The sequence below is a fragment of the Pseudomonas kitaguniensis genome (assembly GCF_009296165.1).
In the GTDB taxonomy this organism is placed as follows: domain Bacteria; phylum Pseudomonadota; class Gammaproteobacteria; order Pseudomonadales; family Pseudomonadaceae; genus Aquipseudomonas; species Aquipseudomonas kitaguniensis.
Map to the genome: position 1 here is coordinate 29,753 of NZ_VUAZ01000030.1, position 21,724 is coordinate 51,476.

Annotated in this window: 18 protein-coding genes and 2 pseudogenes; 11 read left to right on the plus strand and 9 right to left on the minus strand. The window is 60.3% G+C overall.

The window, feature by feature from the left end:
* The first annotated feature begins 1 nt into the window (after window position 1).
* The gene (locus tag F0169_RS06120) at window positions 2-1,789 is read left to right on the plus strand and encodes a KinB sensor domain-containing domain (protein WP_058413908.1); all 1,788 of its coding nucleotides are present in this window, start codon (window positions 2-4) and stop codon (window positions 1,787-1,789) included.
* Window positions 1,790-1,792: 3 nt separating this feature from the next.
* Here F0169_RS06120 and F0169_RS06125 read toward each other — a convergent pair whose 3' ends face one another.
* The 6 genes and pseudogenes from F0169_RS06125 to F0169_RS06150 form a co-directional block, all read right to left on the minus strand.
* The gene (locus F0169_RS06125; protein WP_152746011.1) at window positions 1,793-2,569 is read right to left on the minus strand and encodes an N-acetylmuramoyl-L-alanine amidase; all 777 of its coding nucleotides are present in this window, start codon (window positions 2,567-2,569) and stop codon (window positions 1,793-1,795) included.
* Window positions 2,570-2,657: 88 nt separating this feature from the next.
* A complete protein-coding gene (locus tag F0169_RS06130) occupies window positions 2,658-4,736 on the minus strand; it encodes a GGDEF domain-containing protein (RefSeq protein WP_152746012.1) in 2,079 nt (692 codons plus the stop codon).
* Window positions 4,733-5,610: pseudogene (locus F0169_RS06135) on the minus strand (endonuclease/exonuclease/phosphatase family protein). The gene F0169_RS06130 and the pseudogene F0169_RS06135 overlap by 4 nt, the downstream one beginning before the upstream one ends.
* 11 nt (window positions 5,611-5,621) lie before the next feature.
* A complete protein-coding gene (gene dsbA, locus F0169_RS06140; protein WP_058413904.1) occupies window positions 5,622-6,257 on the minus strand; it encodes a thiol:disulfide interchange protein DsbA in 636 nt (211 codons plus the stop codon).
* 168 nt (window positions 6,258-6,425) lie between these two features.
* Window positions 6,426-7,031, minus strand: a complete 606-nt coding sequence (locus F0169_RS06145; RefSeq protein ID WP_058413903.1) for a c-type cytochrome — start codon at window positions 7,029-7,031, stop codon at window positions 6,426-6,428.
* A gap of 33 nt (window positions 7,032-7,064) precedes the next feature.
* The gene (locus F0169_RS06150) at window positions 7,065-7,367 is read right to left on the minus strand and encodes a c-type cytochrome (RefSeq protein WP_122250190.1); all 303 of its coding nucleotides are present in this window, start codon (window positions 7,365-7,367) and stop codon (window positions 7,065-7,067) included.
* 192 nt (window positions 7,368-7,559) lie between these two features.
* Here F0169_RS06150 and yihA point away from each other — a divergent pair, with 192 nt between their 5' ends.
* On the plus strand, window positions 7,560-8,201 hold the full coding sequence (yihA, locus tag F0169_RS06155; protein ID WP_048721487.1) for a ribosome biogenesis GTP-binding protein YihA/YsxC: 642 nt from the start codon (window positions 7,560-7,562) through the stop codon (window positions 8,199-8,201).
* Between the two features lie 269 nt (window positions 8,202-8,470).
* Here the strand turns inward: yihA and polA are convergent, their stop codons facing one another.
* Entirely contained in the window at window positions 8,471-11,257 is a 2,787-nt protein-coding gene (gene polA / locus F0169_RS06160) for a DNA polymerase I (protein ID WP_152746013.1), read from the minus strand.
* A gap of 74 nt (window positions 11,258-11,331) precedes the next feature.
* Between polA and F0169_RS06165 the strand changes: the two genes are divergently transcribed.
* Together F0169_RS06165 and F0169_RS06170 are read left to right on the plus strand one after the other, a co-directional pair.
* Entirely contained in the window at window positions 11,332-11,622 is a 291-nt protein-coding gene (locus F0169_RS06165; protein ID WP_058413900.1) for a DUF2782 domain-containing protein, read from the plus strand.
* A gap of 56 nt (window positions 11,623-11,678) precedes the next feature.
* The gene (locus F0169_RS06170; protein WP_152746014.1) at window positions 11,679-12,632 is read left to right on the plus strand and encodes a homoserine kinase; all 954 of its coding nucleotides are present in this window, start codon (window positions 11,679-11,681) and stop codon (window positions 12,630-12,632) included.
* A 49-nt stretch (window positions 12,633-12,681) separates the two neighbouring features.
* Here the strand turns inward: F0169_RS06170 and F0169_RS06175 are convergent.
* Window positions 12,682-13,601: pseudogene (locus F0169_RS06175) on the minus strand (zinc ABC transporter substrate-binding protein).
* Window positions 13,602-13,668: 67 nt separating this feature from the next.
* On the opposite strand from F0169_RS06175, the gene zur reads away from it, so the two are divergent.
* Genes zur through F0169_RS06195 form a run of 4 tightly spaced genes read left to right on the plus strand, consistent with a single transcriptional unit; the run spans window position 13,669 to window position 16,474 of the window.
* Window positions 13,669-14,151 (plus strand): zinc uptake transcriptional repressor Zur, encoded by a 483-nt coding sequence (gene zur / locus F0169_RS06180; protein ID WP_058413897.1) that lies wholly within the window; start codon window positions 13,669-13,671, stop codon window positions 14,149-14,151.
* The gene (gene znuC / locus F0169_RS06185) at window positions 14,151-14,936 is read left to right on the plus strand and encodes a zinc ABC transporter ATP-binding protein ZnuC (RefSeq protein WP_099236540.1); all 786 of its coding nucleotides are present in this window, start codon (window positions 14,151-14,153) and stop codon (window positions 14,934-14,936) included. Before zur ends, znuC begins: the two co-directional genes overlap by 1 nt.
* A complete protein-coding gene (gene znuB / locus F0169_RS06190) occupies window positions 14,929-15,717 on the plus strand; it encodes a zinc ABC transporter permease subunit ZnuB (RefSeq protein WP_152746015.1) in 789 nt (262 codons plus the stop codon). The genes znuC and znuB overlap by 8 nt, the downstream gene beginning before the upstream one ends.
* Window positions 15,718-15,754: 37 nt before the next feature.
* The gene (locus tag F0169_RS06195; protein WP_152746016.1) at window positions 15,755-16,474 is read left to right on the plus strand and encodes a PA5502 family lipoprotein; all 720 of its coding nucleotides are present in this window, start codon (window positions 15,755-15,757) and stop codon (window positions 16,472-16,474) included.
* 100 nt (window positions 16,475-16,574) lie between these two features.
* On the opposite strand, the gene katE is transcribed toward F0169_RS06195, so the two are convergent.
* Window positions 16,575-18,716, minus strand: a complete 2,142-nt coding sequence (gene katE, locus F0169_RS06200) for a catalase HPII (RefSeq protein ID WP_152746017.1) — start codon at window positions 18,714-18,716, stop codon at window positions 16,575-16,577.
* A gap of 265 nt (window positions 18,717-18,981) precedes the next feature.
* On the opposite strand from katE, the gene F0169_RS06205 reads away from it, so the two are divergent.
* Genes F0169_RS06205 through F0169_RS06215 form a run of 3 tightly spaced genes read left to right on the plus strand, consistent with a single transcriptional unit; the run spans window position 18,982 to window position 21,488 of the window.
* Window positions 18,982-19,989: a methionine ABC transporter ATP-binding protein gene (locus F0169_RS06205; protein ID WP_058413892.1), complete on the plus strand. Its 1,008-nt coding sequence runs from the start codon at window positions 18,982-18,984 to the stop codon at window positions 19,987-19,989.
* A complete protein-coding gene (locus tag F0169_RS06210) occupies window positions 19,989-20,663 on the plus strand; it encodes a methionine ABC transporter permease (RefSeq protein ID WP_058413891.1) in 675 nt (224 codons plus the stop codon). The genes F0169_RS06205 and F0169_RS06210 overlap by 1 nt, the downstream gene beginning before the upstream one ends.
* Before the next feature lie 51 nt (window positions 20,664-20,714).
* Window positions 20,715-21,488: a MetQ/NlpA family ABC transporter substrate-binding protein gene (locus F0169_RS06215; RefSeq protein ID WP_152746018.1), complete on the plus strand. Its 774-nt coding sequence runs from the start codon at window positions 20,715-20,717 to the stop codon at window positions 21,486-21,488.
* Window positions 21,489-21,724 lie beyond the last annotated feature (236 nt).

A 21,724-nucleotide genomic window follows, 5' to 3' on the forward strand; every position in this document is an offset into this window, starting at 1 on the left:
TATGAAGCTAGCGATGAAACTGCGCACTCGGTTGTTCTTGAGTATCTCAGCGCTGATCACCGTCGCCCTGCTGGGCCTGATTCTCGGCCTCGTCAGCGTTATGCAAATGGCGAAAAGCCAGGAGTCGCTGATCCGCAGCAACTTTATCACCCTGGACTTGGGCCTGAAGTTGCGCCAGACCCTCGGGGACCAGTTGATCCTGATGCTGGAGGAAAAACCCGACCCCGAGGCGCTGCAAAGCTCGAAACAGGAATACTTCGCCTTGCTCGATGAAGGCGTCGCGCATGAACAGCAAGACGGCAGAATCAATGGGTTCAGCCAGGCTCGCGTCGATTACCTGAATTTTCTCAAGGCATTCGACGAAGCCCAACAAAGCTCCATGGCGGCCAATAAAAACCAAAAGCTGACCCAAAGCTTCAATGCATTGCGCAATGGCCTGATCGCCGAACACAAACGCGCCCTGGAAAACATCAACACCAGCGAACACAAATCCCGTGACCGTGCGCTGTTGATTGCCGGCCTGCTGGGGCTGGTTGGTTTGGCGGTGTTGCTGATCGGTTTTGTCACCGCACACGGCATCGCTCGGCGTTTTGGTGCGCCGATAGAAGCCTTGGCCAAAGCGGCAGACAAGATCGGGCAGGGCGATTTTGAAGTGACCCTGCCGATCTCATCGGCAGCGGAAATGAATCAGCTGACCCGCCGCTTCGGCATGATGGCCGAAGCGTTGCGCCAGCATCAGGCAACCAACGTCGATGAGTTACTGGCGGGCCAGCAGCGCCTACAAGCGGTACTCGATAGCATCGACGATGGCCTGTTGATGATCGATCGCCAAGGCCGCCTGGAACACCTTAACCCGGTAGCACAGCGCCAGTTAGGCTGGGACGAGGCACGTTTGGGCCAGGGTTTGGGTGAAGCCCTGGGTCGCCCGGAAATGGACGAACAACTGCAACTGGTGCTGCGCGGCGGCAACCTTGAGCTCGCACCGGAAGACCTGGAAGTGGAAGTCGAAGGCGAATTGCGCCTGCTGACCTACAGCCTGACGCCGGTGAGCCATACGCAAGGGCATATCCTCGGTGCAGTAATGGTGCTGCATGATGTTACCGAGCAGCGCGCGTTCGAACGGGTGCGCAGCGAATTCGTGTTGCGCGCCTCACACGAGTTGCGCACGCCCGTGACCGGCATGCACATGGCCTTCGGCTTGTTCCGCGAGCGGGCCAAATTCCCCGCAGACTCTCGTGAAGCAGACCTGCTGGATACGGTTAATGAAGAAATGCAGCGTCTGATGCAACTGATCAACGACCTGCTGAACTTTTCACGCTACCAGAATGGCCTGCAAAAACTCACGCTCGGCCCCTGTGATGTCGCCGACCTGCTGGCGCATGCACGTGCCCGATTTGTGGAGCCGGCGAATGCGCAGAGCGTCGAGCTGCTGGTGGAGGCCCAATCTGACTTGCCGAGTTTGCATGCCGATCAAGCTCAACTCGAGCGCGTGCTCGACAACCTGTTGGGCAACGCTTTGCGACATACCGCCGAGGGCGGGCACATTCGCCTGCAGGCGCGCCGGCATGGCGAGCGCGTGATTATCAGCGTTGAGGACAATGGCGAAGGTATTGCCTACGGGCAGCAAGGGCGGATCTTTGAACCCTTTGTGCAAGTGGGCCGCAAAAAAGGCGGCGCCGGCCTGGGCCTGGCGCTGTGCAAAGAGATTGTGCAATTGCATGGCGGCCGCATGGGCGTGTATTCGCGGCCGGGGCAAGGTACGCAGTTCTACATGGCGTTGCCGTTGTAAGTATCAGCGACGGTTTAACGCGCTCAGTATCGCGGCACTCTCCGCATCCGGCGTGCCATCAAACAGTGATGGGCGAAAGTGCATCTGGAACGCTGCGATTACGTGCCGCGTGGCGACATCAAGCTCACCCGTCTGCGGTGTCTGGTAGCCCAGGCGCGCCAACTCTTCCTGGAACCAGGTGACGCTCGGCAGCACAACGCTGTACTGCGCCCGCAATTGAGCGACGGCCTGCGCGTCAGGCCAAACGCCTAAACCTTCAGCGGCCAAACGCTTCCACGGGAACAACGGGCCAGGGTCGAGCTTGCGCAGCGGCGCGATGTCGCTATGGCCGATGATGTTCTTGGGTTCGATACCATTGCGCTTGATGATGTCCTTGAGCAACACCACCAGTGACTGTACCTGCGCCTCGGAATACGGATACCAGACACGGCCCGTCGGCGTGTCGCTGTACCCTGGGTTGACGATTTCGATGCCAATGGAACTGGAGTTGAGCCAGGTGCGCCCCATCCATTCGCTTTCCCCTGCGTGCCAGGCGCGCTGGCTCTCATCCACCAGCTTGTAAATGGTGCCTGAGCCGTCGTCGCCGATCAGGTAATGGCTGCTGACCTGACCGTGGGTCAACAGTGCCAGCGAGCGCTCAAGATTGGTCGAGGTGTAATGCACCACAACAAACTGCACGCGGTTGTCGTGGTTCACTGAAGGGTGGCGGGTGTCCAGGCGCGGGCCGCTGGCGCAGCCGGCGAGCAGGACGAATACGAAGGCGAGGTACAAGGATTTCATGGCGGAAGACATTACGCTGAAGACGATAATGCAACAGTGTAACGTACCGATTGAGGCGCGGCGTTCAAATTACAAAATAGAACATTTTTTACGCCGCGTGCACTTGGTTACGCCCCGCCGCCTTGGCACGATACAACGCCTCATCGGCGCGCTTGAGCGCCAAGTCACTGCGCTCACCCGGCTGAAACTGCGCCACGCCCATGCACACTGTGATGGTTACCCGCTCGCCCTTGAAGTGAAACGGGCACGCCTCGATGGCCGCGCGCAGCACTTCACCCACGTCCAGGGCATCCGCCAACGCTGAGTCAGGCATCAGCAACACAAACTCTTCACCGCCGAAACGCGCGATAAAGTCGGTAGTGCGCAGACGCTCGCGCAGCACATTGGCGATGATCTTGAGTACCTTGTCGCCCGCCAGGTGGCCATAGTTATCGTTAATACGCTTGAAGTGGTCGAGGTCCAGCATCGCCAACGACAGGTTACTGCCACGCTGATGCCAGCTGTTGACCTCATGGTCGAGACGCTCGCTCCAGGCCGCACGGTTAGGCAACCCGGTGAGCGGATCGATCAAGGCCTTCTGGCGCTGTACTTCCAAATGCTCGCGATAGCCCTGAGCTTCCTGCTCCATGCTCGACACCCGCTCGGCCAGGCTTTTCAAGCGCGCCGCCACTTCTTGCTCGCGCTGGTCACGCTGCTGCTGGTGTTGGTCCATGGTGCCAAGCAGGCCTTCAAGGTGGCTTTCCAACACCTGCTTGAGGCTGCCCAGGTCAGCCGCTTCCTGCACACTGCTTTGCAGGCCATCGACCTGTTCACGAATTTGCGTGTCCAGCTCACGCGCTGCGGAGCGGCTGTCGGCGTGGCCATCGCTGGCCACCTGCAAATGGCCCTGGAATGCCTCAAGGCGCTCATTGAGCTGCTTGAGGTAGGCCTCGAACTCATGCTGGCCGCTGTCGGTAATCGCCAGCATCAGCACCGCCAGGTCATCAAGAATCGGCAGCAATTCGTACCAGTTCAAGCCATTGGCCAGGCGCTCGCGCATTGACTCTGCCTGGGGCAGATGGTGCTCGGGCAGCGACAAATCTTCCAGCAGCCCAAGCAACGTACTCTCGATGTGCTTGGCGACCGAGCTATAGGACGGTTCTGGCGAGTCGGGCAACGCGTAGAGGCCATCCGACTGTTGCTGATCAAGGTCAAGCTCAGCGTCTTCGAGTACGGGCGGCAGTGACAGGCTGCCGATGGCGGTTTGATCCGGCGTCGCAACCTGAGCCTCTGGCGCTTCGATAAAGGCGGCGAGGGCGCTTTCGGGAGCGTCTTCCTCAACCGCTGGCTCAAGCGTCTTGGGCTCGGAGGCCTCAACAGGCGTGGTGATGGGCTGGGCTGAAGCTGGCGCCTCGAAGACAAACGACTCGCCGGCGACTTCTGCCGCGCTGGCTGGCGCAACAGGCGTAACAGGCTCGGCCGGCGCGGCGGCCGGTGTCGGCGGCACGGGCGCGAAGGCACGCAAGGCGTTTGTCAGTTCTTCAGATTGCGCGGGCTGTTCAGGCTCAGGTGCCGGTTGGGGCGCCGCGGGCTTCGGCGCCGCTGGCTCAGGCACAGGCTGCGGCGTGGCTTCGAGCACCTGCGTGTCGCTTGGGACATCCTTTGAACCAAAAAGACGCTGCAGCAAACCCGGGCCGGAGCGCGCGGGTTCGCCCTCCGGCTCCAGGTTATTCAACGCCTGCTCCTGCAAGCTGCTCAGCTCACTGAGCAGCAGCGGGATTTCCCGCGCCTGACCGACTCGGCCATCGAGCTGCTTGGCAAAGGCCTTCAGCGGGCGGGCCACTTCACGCGGCAGTGGCAACTTCTGCAACTGCGCGACCAAGGCGGTGAGGGCGGTGCTGGTCTGGTCAACTCGGGTTTCGCGGCGCTGCTCCGAGTCGAGCACGGCTTTTTCCAGGCGTGGCAGCAGCGCGGCGAGGGCGGCGTCCATGTCGTCTGTGCGCACCACGTCGCGCATTTCCTTCATGCACTGGTCAACGGCGCGGTCGGTCCCTTCCGCGGCGAGCGTGCTGCGCACCAACCCTCGGCGCAGCAGGTCGAGGCGGGCAGCCCAGCGGCGCTCGAGCTTGTCTTGCTGCTCAACGCTTTTCAGGTATTTCTCTTTCCAGCGCTGGGCGTCGTCGCTCATGCAAGGGGTCCGCGAGGGCCTGGGCTCAACGCGGGTAATGCATCAGCCGTAAGCGAACCCGGCAGACGAATCTCTACCGCGACCGGCAGGTGATCGGAAATGGGCTGCGCCAGCACCTGCACGCTTTCAAGCGTGAGAGTGGGGCTGAGCAGGATATGGTCCAGACAGCGCTGCGGGCGCAGCTGGGAAAAGTGGCTTCGACTTGCGGCGCGAGTAAACCGAGGTCGCGCAACGGGGAATTCTGCAACAGGTCGTTGGCATGGGTGTTCATGTCACCCATCAACACCTGATGTTTATAGTTGCCAATCAATTCACGCACGTAGGCAAGCTGCAGGTTGCGCGTCTTACCCCCGAGCGCCAGGTGCATCATGACGACCACCAAGGCTTCCGGGCCTTCGCCGAAACGCACGAGAATAGCCCCGCGCCCCTTGGGGCCGGGTAACGGGTGATCTTCGATGGCGGTCGGCTTCAAGCGGCTGAGCACACCATTGCTGTGCTGCGCCAGGCGCCCGAGGTTGCGATTGAGTTGCTGATACCAGTACGGGAACGCTCCGAGGTGCGCCAGGTGTTCCACCTGGTTGACGTAACCGGAGCGCATGCTGCCGCCGTCGGCTTCCTGCAAGGCGACCAGGTCGAAGTCGTTCAGCAGGTTGCCGATTTTCTGCAGGTTACCGGCCCGCCCGTTATGAGGCAGCAAGTGCTGCCAGCCACGGGTGAGGTAGTGCCGGTACTTCTCGGTACTGATACCTACCTGGATATTGAAGCTGAGCAGGCGCAAACGGCTGTCTGCCGGCAGGCCTGTGGATTCCAGATGATGTTCATTGACCTGCGGGTCATGCAGGCCAACAACGCGTTCAGTACCCCAGCGGCGCATGGCGAGCCCCCTTACTTGGCTGCGCGCTCTTTGGCGATCAGTTGGTCGGCTACATTGAGGGTGGCTTCAGGACCACCGGTGGTGCCCAGGTCGAAACGGTATTTACCGTTGACGATCAGGGTCGGTACGCCTTGCACGCCATACTTCTGGGCGAGTTCCTTGGCCTGTTTGATCTGGCCCTGAATAGCGAAGGAATTGAAGGTGGCCAGGAACTTGTCCTTATCCACGCCTTGAGTGGCAACGAAGTCAGCCATTTCGTCAGGTTTGGTCAGGCGCTTGCCTTGCTTCTGAATGGCTTCAAATACAGCGTTGTGCACCTTGTGCTCCACACCCATGGCTTCCAGGGTCAGGAACAACTGGCCGTGGGCATCCCATGGGCCGCCGAACATGGCCGGGATGCGCCTGAAGTTGACGTCCGCAGGCAGTTTTTCAACCCATGGATTGATGGTTGGCTCAAATGCGTAGCAATGCGGGCAGCCGTACCAGAACAGCTCTACCACTTCGATCTTGCCGGGCACCGAAACCGGAACCGGGTTGGCCAATTCGACGTAAGTTTTACCGGCTTCAAGCGGCACATCGGCAGCTTGCGCGGTCATGCCGAAGAGGCTGGCAGTGACGAGAGCGGCGCTGAGAATCAGATTACGCATGCTTTACTCCTGGACAAATAAATTCGCCTCGCGGGACCTTTGTTGTGACAGGTCTGCGCGGGCATCAGTTCGTTAGTGTAACGGCACCGGCCACAAAAAAGGGCAGCCCAAGCCACCCTTTTTATGCTTGCATCGATGGATTAATCGAGCGTTAACGTGCTGTTGCGATCAGTGCAGGCCCTGGATGTACTGGGAAACCGCTTCGATGTCCTTGTTGCTTAACTTGCCCGCGATGCTTTGCATGATTTTGGCGTCGCCATCGTTAGTGCGATTGCCTTCACGGAAGTCCGTCAGCTGCTTGGCGGTATACTGCGCATGTTGCCCGCTCAAGTGCGGAAAGCCTGCAGCGGCAAGGCCTGCGCCGTTGGGCGAGTGGCAACCGATGCACGCGGGCATACCTTTTTCGAGGTTGCCGCCACGGAACAGTTCTTCACCGCGAGCCACTTGTTTAGGGTCGGCAGCGCCCACGCTGCCCGCCTGGCTGGCAAAGTAGGCGGCAATATCCGCCACGTCCTGATCGCTGAGGTTGGTCAGCAAGCCGGTCATTTCCAGCACCGTGCGCTTGCCGTCCTTGATGTCGTGCATCTGCTTGGTCAGGTAACGCTCACCCTGGCCCGCCAGTTTGGGGAAGTTCGGTACCGGGCTGTTGCCATCCGGCCCATGGCAAGCGCCACACACGGCGGCTTTCGCCTGGCCTGCGGTGGCGTCGCCTGCAGCATGGGCAACACCTGCCATGCCCACGGTCAAGAGCAGACTCACGATCAGTTTGTTCATCAGCTAATCCAACTACGGCTAAGGGTTTAAGAGTCATCTACCGGGTTTACTCACCATCAACTGAATGACGGCCTGGTAATCCTCAGTACTGCAGTCCATGCACAAGCCACGCGTCGGCATTGCCTTGAAACCCTCAGTCACGTGTTGCACCAGCGTGTCCATGCCCTGCGCCAGTCTGGGCGCCCAAGCTGCCTGATCACCCCGTTTGGGCGCGCTGGGCAGTTGGCCGGCATGGCAAGCCACGCAAACTCGGTTGTACACCGCCTCCAGATCCTGTGTAGCCTGAGCGCCGTAAAGCGGAATCAGGACACCGACAGCGAGCAACCATCTGGTCATACATCGACCTTTTCAGGGTTTGAGAGCGTTTTGCGTTCTAATGCGCAATGAAGGTATTTCGCTCCCGTGAACTTCATCCTTCGCTGGGACAAAGCACACACAAAATCTGCGGCATTATATACTGGCGCTACTGAAACGGAAACGACACCGCTTGCCGCACCCTTTTTCGGCACCGCCCACATCGGAAATCTCATGCAACTCAAGAATCCCATCCTTGGCCTGTGCCAACAGTCCACGTTCATGCTCAGCGCCGCCAAAGTTGACCAATGCCCCGATGACGAAGGCTTTGAAGTGGCGTTTGCCGGTCGTTCCAACGCTGGCAAGTCCAGCGCGCTGAACACCCTGACCCACGCCAGCCTGGCGCGCACCTCAAAAACCCCGGGCCGCACGCAACTGCTCAACTTCTTCAAGCTGGACGATGATCGGCGCCTGGTCGACCTGCCGGGCTACGGCTACGCAAAAGTACCTATCCCGTTGAAGCTGCACTGGCAGCGTCACCTGGAGGCTTACCTGGGCGGCCGGGAAAGTTTGAAAGGTTTGATTCTGATGATGGACATCCGTCATCCAATGACCGACTTCGACTTGCTGATGCTCGACTGGGCGGTCGCCAGCGGCATGCCGATGCATATTTTACTGACCAAAGCCGACAAGCTGACCTACGGCGCGGCCAAGAACACGCTGCTCAAAGTACAGGCCGAGATCCGTAAAGGCTGGGGTGACACGATCACCATCCAGCTGTTCTCGGCGCCAAAACGCTTGGGCCTGGAAGACGCTTACACCGTGCTGGCCGGCTGGATGGAATTGGCCGACAAGGGCGCCGAAATCGCCGAATAGCGTTTCAGCGGGCAAAAAAAAACCCCGGACTTCACATGGGGAGAGGAAGTTCGGGGTTCAAGTTCCGGACCGTTAGGGCGGGGTCCGGATATCTGCCAACACTTAACACAACATAGGAGCATTGAAGGGCTTCACCACCCATTCAGTACCTCTGAGTCGCATTTCACGGGTTAAGTTCCGGCAGGCTGAAAAACTATTTGAAACATCTGCCGGCGACGTCTGATTCAAAGCACTCCGCCGCCCCGCATGGGGGTGGCTGCGCCGCGAAATCAGTGCGCTTCGTCCCAGTTATCGCCCACGCCCACGTCGACCACCAATGGCACATCCAACTGCGCCGCGGCGCTCATGTGTTCGCGGATTTTCGCGCTGACCTCTGCGACCAGGTCTTCACGTACCTCAAGCACCAGTTCATCGTGCACTTGCAGAATGACTTTGGCATCCAGGCCAGACTCGGTCAGCCAGTTGTCCACCAACACCATGGCTTTCTTGATGATGTCGGCCGCCGTGCCTTGCATCGGCGCGTTAATCGCCGTGCGTTCTGCGGCGGCTCGCTCCTGAGGCTTGTTGGAATTGATGTCCGGCACATACAACCGGCGCCCGAAGAAGGTTTCTACGTAGCCCTGATCGGCCGCTTGGGCGCGCGTGCGCTCCATATATTCACGAACGCCTGGGTAGCGCGCGAAGTACACGTCTATGTAGGCCTTGGCGGTTTTGGTATCCACGCCGATGTCTTTGCCGAGCTTTTGCGCCCCCATGCCGTAGATCAGGCCAAAGTTGATCGCCTTGGCGCTGCGGCGCTGATTGGACGTGACCTCCGCCAGCTCAACCTTGAACACTTCCGCCGCCGTGGCGGTATGCACGTCCAATTCGTTGCGGAACGCATTCATCAGGCCCTCGTCCTTGGACAAGTGCGCCATGATCCGCAGTTCGATCTGCGAATAATCCGCGGCCAGCAGTTTGTAACCCTTGGGCGCGATAAAGGCTTGGCGAATCCGCCGCCCTTCGGCGGTGCGCACCGGGATGTTCTGCAGGTTCGGATCGCTGGAAGACAACCGCCCAGTCGCCGTTACCGCCTGATGATACGACGTATGAATGCGCCCGGTGCGCGGGTTGATCTGCTCCGGCAGGCGGTCGGTGTAAGTGCTTTTCAGCTTGCTCATGCTGCGGTACTGCATCAGCACCTTGGGCAACAGGAAATCGTCCTCGGCCAACTTGGCCAACACTTCCTCAGCCGTCGAGGCCTGGCCCTTGCCGGTCTTTTTCAGCACCGGCAAGCCGAGTTTTTCGTAGAGAATCGCCCCGAGCTGCTTGGGCGAGCCCAGGTTGAACGCCTCACCGGCGATCTCGAATGCCTGGCGCTCCAGCTCGACCATCTTGTTACCCAGCTCGATACTCTGGATGCCCAACAGCTCTTTATCCACCAGCGCGCCCTGACGCTCGATCCGCGCCAGCACCGGCACCAAGGGTATTTCGATGTCGGTCAGCACACTCGCCAGCGCCGGTATGGCGGCAAGTTGCGCGTGCAACGCCTGGTGCAGCCGCAGCGTTACGTCTGCATCTTCGGCCGCATACGGGCCAGCCTGCTCAAGCGGGATTTGATCGAACGTCAGCTGCTTGGCGCCTTTGCCGGCGATGTCCTGGAAGCTGACAGTGTCATAGTCCAGGTACTTCTTCGCCAAGCTGTCCATGTCGTGGCGGGTGGCGGTTGAATTCAGCACGTAGGATTCAAGCATCGTGTCGAACGCAATGCCGCGCACGGTAATGCCCTGCGCCGGGTCGCCGCCAATCGCGCAATTGGCCAGGATGTTCATGTCGAATTTGGCGTGCTGGCCAACCTTTAGCTTGCTCGGGTCTTCCAGCAAAGGCTTGAGCGCCAACAACACGCTGTCGCGGTCGAGCTGCTGCGGCGCATCGAGGTAGGCATGCGTCAGCGGGATGTAGGCCGCTTCGTGCGGCTGTACGGCAAACGAAACGCCGACCAATTGCGCCTGTTGTGCGTCGATCCCGGTGGTTTCGGTGTCGAAAGCGAACAACTTCGCGTCGTTGAGCTTCTTCAACCAACTGTCGAACGTCGCCTGGTCGAGGATGGTGGTGTAGGCCGCTTCAACAGGTGCCGACTCAACAACCTCTTCGGCAGCAGGCGCGCGCTCGGTCGATGCCTTGAGCTCGACGCGCTTGGTGTCGCGCTGAATCTCGTCGTACCAGCTCTTGAACTCCAGCAGCGTGTACAGCTCCAGCAGTTTTTCGCGATCCGGCTCGATCAGGTGCAAATCGTCCAGGCCGACGTCCAGCGGCACATCGATCTTGATCGTCGCTAACTGATACGACAGAAACGCCATCTCTTTGTGCTCTGCCAGCTTGGCGGGCAGGGTCTTGGCCCCGCGAATCGGCAAGGTCGGCACAATATCCAACTGCTCATAAAGCTCTTTGAGGCCGCCGTTCACGCCGACCAACAAGCCGGAAGCGGTCTTCGGACCAATGCCCGGAACGCCTGGGATGTTGTCGGACGAATCGCCCATCAGCGCCAGGTAATCGATGATCTGCTCCGGGGCGACGCCAAATTTCTCCTTCACGCCCTCGATGTCCATCGCGCTACCGGTCATGGTGTTGACCAAGGTGATGTGCCCGTCGACCAGTTGCGCCATGTCCTTGTCACCGGTAGAAATCACCACCGGTCGGTCGGCAGCCGCACTGCTGCGGGCCAGAGTGCCGATCACGTCATCGGCCTCTACGCCTTCGACGCACAACAGCGGGAAGCCGAGGGCGATTACGCTTTGGTGCAGTGGCTCGATTTGCAGGCGCATGTCATCGGGCATGCTCGGGCGGTTGGCCTTGTATTCGGCGTACATGTCATCGCGAAAGGTCCCGCCTTTGGCGTCGAACACCACCGCGAACGGGCTGTCCGGGTACTGCCTGCGCAGGCTTTTGAGCATGTTCAACACGCCCTTGACCGCACCGGTCGGCAGGCCTTTGGAGGTAGTCAGCGGTGGCAGCGCGTGAAAGGCGCGGTACAGATATGAAGAACCGTCCACCAGGACGAGGGGGGCTTGGCTCATGAGCAGGATCAACCTTTTCGGCGGGTCAGGCGCTAGAATAGCCGGACCATTGACGACAAAGGGACAAGGTTATCATGCGCACCGTAAATAGCCTGTTGTTGACCGGCTTGATTGCACTCTTGCCGTTGGCCGCCATGGCAGCCGACAGCGCGCCCACGGGCGACCCGGAAGTCACGATCCGCACCGAGGGTGACAGAACCATCCAGGAGTACCGCCAAAACGGTTTCCTGTACGCAATCAAAGTCACCGTAAAGGGTGCGCCGCCGTATTTTCTGGTGCGCGCGGACGGAACCGATGCAAACTTCATCCGTTCCGACCAGCCGGATATGCTGATTCCGTCATGGAAGATCTTCGAATGGAAATGATTTCTTAACTTCAATTGGCGCCGTGTACCGCGGCGCCCGTACTGGCAGTTTTAACCATGTCTGTGTTCACCCCGCTGGCTCGGCCCGAGCTGGAAACCTTTCTCGCCCCTTACGGGCTCGGCCGCCTGCTCGATTTCCAGGGGATTGCCGCCGGTAGCGAAAACACCAATTTCTTTATCAGCATGGAGCAGGGCGAGTTCGTGCTGACCCTGGTTGAGCGCGGCCCCGTAGCGGAAATGCCGTTCTTCATCGAGTTGCTCGACGTGCTCCACGAGGCTGATCTGCCGGTGCCTTACGCCCTGCGCACCACCGACGGCGTGGCGCTGCGCACGCTGGCGGGCAAACCCGCGCTGCTGCAACCGCGCCTGGCCGGCAAGCACATCAAGCATGCCAATGCGCAGCATTGCGCCCAAGTCGGCGACCTGCTCGGCCATCTGCACTTGGCCACCCAAGGCGACAAGATGCTGCAACGCAAGACCGACCGCGGGCTCGATTGGATGCTCGCTGAAGGTACGCAGCTGATTTCGCACCTGAACGACGCCCAACAGCGCCTGCTGCACGCTGCATTGACCGAGATCGAAGCCCACAAGGCCGACATCCTGGCCCTGCCACGCGCGAACGTTCACGGCGACCTGTTTCGCGACAACGCAATGTTCGAAGGCACCCACCTGACAGGCCTGATCGACTTCTACAACGCCTGCTCAGGCCCGATGCTGTACGACGTGGCAATCGCCCTGAATGACTGGTGTTCGGACGCCGATGGCGTGATCGACGGGCAACGCGCGCGGGCCTTGCTGGGCGCGTACGCAGGGCTGCGACCGTTTACAGCCAAGGAAGCGGAGCTGTGGCCGACCTTGCTGCGCGTAGCGTGCGTGCGGTTCTGGCTATCGCGCCTGATCGCTGCCGAGTCATTCGCCGGGCAGGATGTGTTGATTCATGACCCGGCGGAGTTTGAGCACCGCTTGGCGCAGCGTCAGCAGGTCACGGTCCACCTGCCGTTTGCACTCTAAAAAGGTGGGAGGGGCGGTGCGACGATTCGACTTGCTCCCTCCCACATAGTTAGAGCGACTCCAGGCACCCGGCCAGGTCATTCCCCAACTTTTCCAGCACCTGCTCGTAACCTTGCGCCGTGGCCTTGGTGTAACCGCCCAGCGCGTCCAGTTCCGCCAATTTCACCGGCAAACCGGCGACCAGCGTCTCGGCCAGACGCGGGCGCAACGGCGGCTCACTGAACACGCAGGTCTTGCCGACTTCCTGCAACCGCGTACGCATTGCCGCCACGTGCTGGGCGCCTGGCTGTACTTCGGCGGCAACGCTGAACACGCCGGTGTGCTTAAGCCCGTAAGCGTCTTCGAAGTAGTCAAACGCCTCGTGGAACACGAAGTAAGGCTTGTTGCCGACTGTAGCCAAACGCGCTTTCAAACGCGCATCCAACGCATCCAAGCGCTCATCGAAGGCCTTCACATTGCTGGCGTAACGCGCGGCATTGGCCGGGTCGGCAGTACTCAGGTCTGCCGCCATGCGCGCAGCGATCACGCGGGCATTTACCGTCGACAACCACAAATGCGCGTCCAGGCTGCCTGGGCGGTGATCGTGGTCATGTTCGTCGGCATCATCGGCATGCGAGAGGCCATCGTCAGCGAAGCGGCGCAGCTTCATCCCGGCAAGGTCCTGCACGGCCACGGTCGGCAGGCTACGCCCCTTGAGTACGCGCGGCAGGAAGGTCTCCATGTCCGGGCCGATCCAATACAGCAGGTCTACCGATTGCACGCGCCGTACGTCGGATGGGCGCAACGCATAGTTATGCGGCGAGGCGCCAGGTGGCAATAGCACCTCTGGAACCGCCACGCCGTCCTGCACAGCGGCGGCGATCAACTGCAACGGCTTGATGCTGGTCAGCACCTTGACCTCGCCTGAGCGGCGCCTGCGATGAACAAACTGGTGACAAATACGACAAAAACGGGAAAAAGTCGGGACACGATGACCACTCAATGACGTAGGAACGGGTAACATAATAACGTCTCTATCAAATGTCTGTCGCCGCTCATGCCTAAAACACCGCTTGCCAGCCGTCCCCACGACCACTCCCACTGCGTGCACACCGCACTGTCAGAGGCCGACACCCTGTGTGCGCAGAAGGGCTTGCGCCTGACCGCGTTGCGTCGCCGGGTGCTGGAATTGGTGTGGCAGAGCCACAAGCCGCTGGGTGCCTACGACATTCTCGGCGTACTCAGCGAGCAGGACGGCCGCCGCGCCGCGCCGCCCACGGTGTACCGCGCGCTGGATTTTCTGCTCGAAAACGGCCTGGTCCACCGCATCGCCTCGCTCAACGCGTTTGTCGGCTGTAACCACCCGGAGCACGCGCATCAGGGCCAGTTCCTGATTTGCCGCGAGTGCCATGCCGCCATCGAGCTTGAACAAAAAAGCATCAGCGACGCGATTATCAAGAGTTCTGCCGAGGTCGGCTTCAAGGTCGAAGGGCAAACGGTCGAAGTCGTCGGCCTGTGCTCGGGCTGCCAGGGGGCTTGATGAGCAACGCGTTAATCCGCCTGGAACAGGTTGGGGTCACGTTCGCCGGGCAAAACGTGCTGGATAACATCGCCCTGAGCGTGAAGCCTGGGCAGATCGTCACCCTGATCGGCCCGAATGGCGCTGGCAAAACCACCCTGGTGCGCGCCGTACTCGGTTTGCTCAAGCCCGACACCGGCAGCGTGTGGCGCAAACCCAAGCTGCGCGTCGGTTACATGCCGCAAAAACTCCACGTGGACCCGACCTTGCCGCTGTCGGTGCTGCGTTTCCTGCGCCTGGTGCCCGGTGTCGACCGCCCGCGCGCGCAGGCCGCGCTCAAGGAAGTCGGCGCCGAACAGGTAATCGACAGCCCGGTACAAAGCATCTCCGGCGGCGAAATGCAGCGCGTACTGCTGGCCCGCGCCCTGTTGCGCGAGCCCGAATTGCTGGTGCTTGATGAGCCGGTGCAAGGCGTCGATGTCGCGGGCCAGGCCGAGCTGTACAGCCTGATCACACGGCTGCGCGACCGGCATGGCTGCGGCGTGCTGATGGTTTCTCACGACCTGCACCTAGTGATGAGCACCACCGACCAAGTGGTCTGCCTGAACCGCCACGTGTGCTGCTCCGGCCACCCGGAACAGGTCAGCAGCGACCCGGCCTTCGTCGAGCTGTTCGGCAAGAACGCGCAAAGCCTGGCGATTTATCATCACCATCACGACCACGCCCACGACCTGCATGGCGCGGTGGTCGACGACCGCCAAACGCCGCCTACCCACACGCATGGAGCCGACTGCAAGCATGGCTGATTTTCTGTTCTACGCCCTGCTGGCAGGCTTGGCTTTGGCACTGGTGGCAGGCCCGTTGGGCTCGTTCGTGGTATGGCGGCGCATGGCCTATTTTGGCGACACGTTGTCGCACGCCGCGCTGCTCGGCGTGGCCATGGGCTTTTTGCTGGATGTGAGCCCAACCATCGCCGTCACCGTGGGCTGCCTGTTGCTGGCGGTGTTGCTGGTCGCCCTGCAACAGCGCCAGCCGCTGGCCTCCGACACACTGTTGGGGATTCTCGCGCCGAGCACCTTGTCCCTCGGGCTGGTGGTGCTGAGCTTCATGCATGAAGTGCGCATCGACCTGATGGCCTACCTGTTCGGCGATTTACTGGCGATCAGCCCCACCGACCTTGCGTGGATTTTGGGCGGCAGCGCGGCCGTACTGGTGTTGCTCGTGGCCCTGTGGCGCCCGCTGCTGGCGATCACCGTGCACGAAGAGCTGGCCACGGTGGAAGGGTTGCCCGTACCGGCGCTGCGCATGACGCTGATGCTGTTGATCGCTGTGGTGATTGCTGTCGCGATGAAGATTGTCGGCGTATTGTTGATCACGTCGCTGCTGATTATTCCCGCCGCCGCTGCCCAGCGCCACGCTCGCTCACCCGAGCAAATGGCGATTGGCGCGAGCTTTTTGGGGATGCTGGCAGTGTGCGGGGGCCTGGCGTTGTCCTGGTTCAAGGACACCCCGGCCGGGCCGTCGATTGTAGTGACGGCCGCCGCCTTGTTTTTGCTGAGTTTTGTCCTGCCCCGTCGTGGGGTGTAGACTTGCTCGCTTTTTGCGCAATTAGAGAGTCGCAGGAATGAAGCCGTTCAACTCCCGTTATCTGCTCCTTGCCGCATTTTCCCTGCTGCTGGGCGCCTGTCAAAGCACACCGCCCGCCGCCCTTGAGGCGCCGGATGCTCGCGCTGCGGCCATCGCGCAGCTGGAGCAAAACCTGGCCAGCAGTGAACTGGCCACCGCCGAAGACCAACTGGCCGCGTTGCAGGCCCAATCGCCCAACGACCCGGCCCTGGAGACTTACCAGCGCCAATTGGCCGAAGCCTACTTGCAGCGCAGCCAAATTGTGCTGCAAAAGGGTGATGTAAACGCCGCTGCCACGGCCCTGAGCCGCGCCCGCGCGCTGATGCCCAAGGCGCCAGCACTCACCGGTGGCGTGAACAGCGCGATCAGCCACGCGCGTAAAGTCGAATTGGATAAAGCCGAAGCGGCCTTGAAGGCAGCCGAAGCCAAGCCTGCAGCCAAAGTCATCGACCCTGCAGCCCCGAGCACTACGATTGCGCTGAACCTCACGGATATAGAAGAGCTGCGTCACCAGTTGGATGCGATTGCCACCGACGTGGTGAATTACCAGTGTGACGTCAGCATCCAGGTGCCGCGCACGCAGGATTACCCGTGGCTGGCCACGTTGCTGACCAAACGGGTGAAGCGAATTGATTCGGCGTATGACTTGAAGATTCACCGGCAGATTATCAAGCACATTCCGGCGCAGGTTGTGCTGATACCGCGCAAGACGCAATAAAGCCGTCGCGAGCAAGCCAGCTCCCACATTGGACGGCATTCACCGTTCAAATGTGGGAGGGGGCTTGCTCCCGATAGCGGTCTAACAGACAGCCAATAACTTAAGCCGGAATCGCCTTGGCCTTAGGCTCACGATCCCAAACCCGGTGCTGCGCAATCGCCGCAAAGAACGCCTTGAACGCCTTGGCATCCTCGCCAACAATCAGCCCCGCATCCGCTTCAAGCTTGAGCAAGTCCAACAATGGCTTCGCGTCATTGGCAACGGTAATCGCCTTCAAGTGCTTGTACGCTTCCAACAGGAAGTGCAACGCCACACCGTCACCGCTCAACGCCTTGATCGACTCTTTACCGCCAGGCACGAACACCGCATCAAACGCAATCGACGGCATACCTTCCATCGACGCATCCACCGGCAGGCTCTTGCCATCCGCTGTCTTCACCGGTGCCGAGGTCGGCCCCAGCAGCTTGGCGTGTGCGCCTTCGGCTTCCAGCGCCTTTTTCAGTGCATCAATCGCTGCGCCATCCACACCGTTCGCCGCAAGAATTGCGACTTTGCGTGTCTTGATATCGCCCGACAGCAGGTTCACCTGGCTCAATGCAGGCGATTCTTTCAGCGACGTCTCACGCGCAGGCACCGTGCCTTTGGTTGGCGCCGGCAGGCCAAGGTTGTGCGCAACGCGCTTGGCCAGCTCCAGGTCGATATTGGCGAGAATCTCGTCAACTTGGCGGGCACGAATGAACTCACGCTCCACCTTGCCCAACTCGAAGCTGTAGGCCGCGATGATGTGCTCTTTTTCGTGGTGGCTCATGCTGTTAAAGAACAGCGTGGCTTGCGAGAAATGGTCGCCAAACGACTCACTGCGCTCACGCACTTTGTTGGCGTCGACGCGCTCGTAATAGGTCTCGAAACCACCATCTTCGGCAGCCGGTGGCGTTTCTTTCGGCCAGCCGCCGTCGATCGAATTCGGCTCGTACGCCGCACGGCCCTTGTCGATCACAGTGCGATGCTGGGCATCACGCTGGCCATTGTGGAACGGCGTGACAGGACGGTTGATCGGCAGCTCGTGGAAGTTCGGCCCACCGAGACGGCTGATCTGCGTATCCGTGTAGGAAAACAGACGGCCTTGCAGCAGCGGGTCGTTGGTGAAGTCGATACCCGGCACGATATGGCCAGGGCAGAAGGCGACTTGCTCGACTTCAGCAAAGAAGTTGTCCGGGTTACGGTTAAGCACCATCTTGCCCAGCGGCGTAATCGGCACCAACTCTTCGGGGATGATCTTGGTCGGGTCGAGCAAGTCGAAGTCGAACTTATGCTCGTCCTCTTCCGCAACGATTTGTACGCCCAATTCCCACTCAGGGTAGTCGCCGACTTCAATCGCTTCCCACAGGTCGCGACGGTGGTAGTCGGTATCTTTACCGGCAAGCTTTTGCGCTTCGTCCCACACCAGGGAGCAGGTGCCGACTTTTGGATGCCAGTGGAATTTCACGAAGGTCGACTTACCCTCGGTATTGATCAGGCGGAAAGTGTGAATACCAAAACCCTGCATGGAGCGCAGGCTTTTTGGAATGGCACGGTCAGACATTGCCCACAAAACCATGTGCGCCGATTCCGGCTGCAGCGAGACAAAATCCCAGAACGTATCGTGGGCCGAGCCGCCGGTAGGTATTTCGTTGTGGGGCTCAGGTTTTACCGCGTGCACGAAGTCCGGAAACTTGATCGCATCCTGAATGAAAAATACCGGCATGTTGTTGCCCACCAGATCGAAGTTGCCTTCGTCGGTGAAGAACTTCACGGCAAAACCACGCACGTCGCGCACGGTATCGCCCGAGCCACGCGGGCCTTGTACAGTCGAAAAGCGCACGAACACCGGGGTTTTATGCTCCGGGTTACGCAGGAAGCCGGCCTTGGACAGCGCCGAATGGTTTTCATACGTTTGGAAATAACCATGCGCGCCCGTACCGCGGGCATGCACGATGCGCTCCGGGATGCGTTCGTGGTCAAAGTGCGTGATTTTTTCACGCATGATGAAGTCTTCCAGCAGCGAAGGGCCACGGGAGCCAACTTTCAGGGTGTTCTGGTTGTCAGAAATCTTCACGCCTTGGTTGGTGCGCAGCGCCTGGCCGGTAGCGTCTGAGCGAAACTCCTCCAGTGCCTGCAGCTTGGCGTTGGTGTTGCCACGGTCCAGGGTGTCGGTGCCCGCGAGCTCACTCTTCGACGGGGTGGCTGGCTTCTTGATGCTCATCAGTCAAAACTCCTTATTCAAAGTGGCCAGAGCGATCCCCGGCTCATTTGAGCAAAACCCCAGGCACGGCACCTGGGAAATCGAGTTGCTTAAGTAGTGACTGATGAGGTTTTGCACCGTTCCTTTTTTATGACCTTTGATCGCGTTATTGCCAAATCGCTGGTTGAATGAGAAATAAATGCTAAATAACGCTATACGGACAGGCTAAAATGCGCGCCCGGCTAACCGCTGATCCCTTTTCCATGCGCCCCACAAGGTTCGCTACGTGATCGAGTTTCATAACGTCCATAAAACCTACCGCGTCGCCGGTAAGGAAATCCCCGCCCTGCACCCCACCAGCCTGCGCGTCGAAAACGGCCAAGTGTTCGGCCTGATTGGCCACTCCGGTGCGGGAAAAAGTACCCTGCTGCGTCTGATCAACCGCCTGGAGCAACCCAGCGGTGGCCAGATTCACGTTGACGGCGAAGAAGTCACCGCCCTGGACGCCAACGGCCTGCGCCGTTTCCGCCAGCAAGTCGGGATGATCTTCCAGCACTTCAACCTGCTCGCCTCCAAGACCGTTGCCGACAACGTGGCGCTGCCACTGACGCTGGCCGGCGAATTGTCGCGCAAGGACATCGACCTGCGTGTGGCTGAGTTGCTCGCCCGCGTTGGCCTGTCCGACCATGCCAAAAAGTACCCGGCGCAGTTGTCCGGTGGTCAGAAGCAGCGCGTCGGCATCGCCCGCGCCCTGGCGACCAAGCCGAAAATCCTGCTGTGCGACGAAGCCACCAGCGCCCTCGACCCGCAAACCACCGCGTCGGTGCTGCAATTGCTGGCCGAGATCAACCGCGAGTTGAAGCTGACCATCGTGCTGATCACCCATGAAATGGACGTGATCCGCCGCGTCTGCGACCACGTGGCGGTGATGGACGCCGGCGTCATCGTCGAGCAAGGCTCGGTGGCCGACGTGTTCCTGCACCCCAAGCATCCGACCACCAAGCGCTTCGTACAAGAAGCCGAGCAAGTCGACGACGGCGAGCAGCGTGATGACTTCGCCCATGTGCCAGGGCGCATCGTGCGCCTGACATTCCAGGGCGAAGCGACCTACGCGCCGCTGCTGGGCACCGTGGCGCGCGAAACGGGTGTGGACTACAGCATCCTCGCCGGTCGTATCGACCGCATCAAAGATATTCCCTACGGGCAACTGACCCTCGCCGTCACTGGCGGGGACATGGAAGCCGCCTTCGCCCGCTTTACCGCGGCAGACGTCCACATGGAGGTTCTGCGCTAATGGAAGTCCTGTTGAGTTTTTTCTCCACTATCGACTGGTCGGAAATCTGGCTCGCCACCGGCGACACCATGATCATGCTGTTCGGCTCGCTGTTCTTCACCATCGTGCTGGGCCTGCCGTTGGGCGTGCTGCTGTTCCTGACCAGCCCGCGCCAACTGTTCGAACAAAAAGGCCTGTACGCGCTGCTGTCGTTGATCGTGAACATCCTGCGTTCGCTGCCGTTCATCATTTTGCTGATCGTGATGATCCCGTTCACCGTCCTGATCACCGGCACCTCGCTGGGTGTGGCCGGTGCGATTCCGCCGCTGGTCGTGGGCGCCACGCCGTTCTTTGCGCGCCTGGTGGAAACCGCCTTGCGTGAAGTCGACCGCGGCATCATCGAGGCCACGCAGTCGATGGGTGCCAGCACGCGCCAGATCATCGTCAACGCGCTGCTGCCCGAAGCCCGCCCCGGCATTTTCGCGGCGATCACGGTGACGGCGATTACACTGGTTTCCTACACGGCCATGGCCGGTGTGGTCGGCGCCGGCGGCCTGGGTGACTTGGCGATCCGTTTCGGTTACCAGCGCTTCCAGACCGACGTGATGGTGGTCACCGTGGTGATGCTGTTGATCCTGGTGCAAATTCTGCAAACCGTCGGCGACAAGCTGGTGGTGCACTTTTCTCGAAAATAACCGCCATTGCCGACTCAATGTCGGCAAATGCCCGAACAAGGAGCTTGCTGAATGAAAAAACTACTGGTTGCTTTTGCCGCCGTTGCCGCGTTTTCAGCCCACGCCGCCGAGACCATCACGGTCGCCGCGTCGCCGGTGCCGCATGCGGAAATCCTCGAATTCGTCAAACCTGCACTCGCCAAAGAAGGCGTGGATTTGCAGGTTAAAGTCTTCACCGACTACGTGCAGCCGAACGTACAGGTGGCTGAAAAGCGCTTGGACGCCAACTTCTTCCAGCACCAGCCGTACCTGGATGAGTTCAACAAAGCCAAAGGCACTCACCTGGTCAGCGTCGGCGCTGTGCACCTGGAACCGCTGGGCGCTTACTCCAGCAAATACAAAACCCTGGCCGAACTGCCCGATGGCGCCAACGTAGTGCTGCCGAACGACGCCACCAACGGCGGCCGCGCGCTGTTGCTGCTGGCCAAGCACAACCTGATCACCCTGAAGGACCCGACCAACATCCTGTCGACCATCAAGGACATCAACGGCAACCCGAAAAACCTGAAATTCCGCGAACTGGAGGCCGCCACCCTGCCGCGCGTGCTGACCCAGGTTGACCTGGCGCTGATCAACACCAACTACGCGCTGGAAGCCAAGCTTGACCCGTCCAAGGACGCCCTGGTGATCGAAGGCAACGACTCGCCTTACGTGAACATCCTGGTAACCCGTGAAGACAACAAAGACTCGGACGCGGTGAAAAAGCTGGTCGCAGCCCTGCACACGCCCGAAGTGAAGCAATTCATCGAAGAGAAGTACAAAGGCGCGATCAAACCAGCGTTCTGACCCAGAGCTGAAACCACCCGACCTCCGGACTACTGGAGATCAGTGGAGATTACTGGAGATCAAAAATGTGGGAGGTCTTGCTCCTCGATAGCGGCAGGTCAGTCGATGCATAAGTCGACTGATCCACCGCCATCGGGAGCAAGCCCCCTCCCACATTTGTTATGTGCTGCTTGAAAAATCAGGCCGGCACACATGGTCTGGCCCCTAAAGTATCAAGGGGCCGCCAAGCACTACTT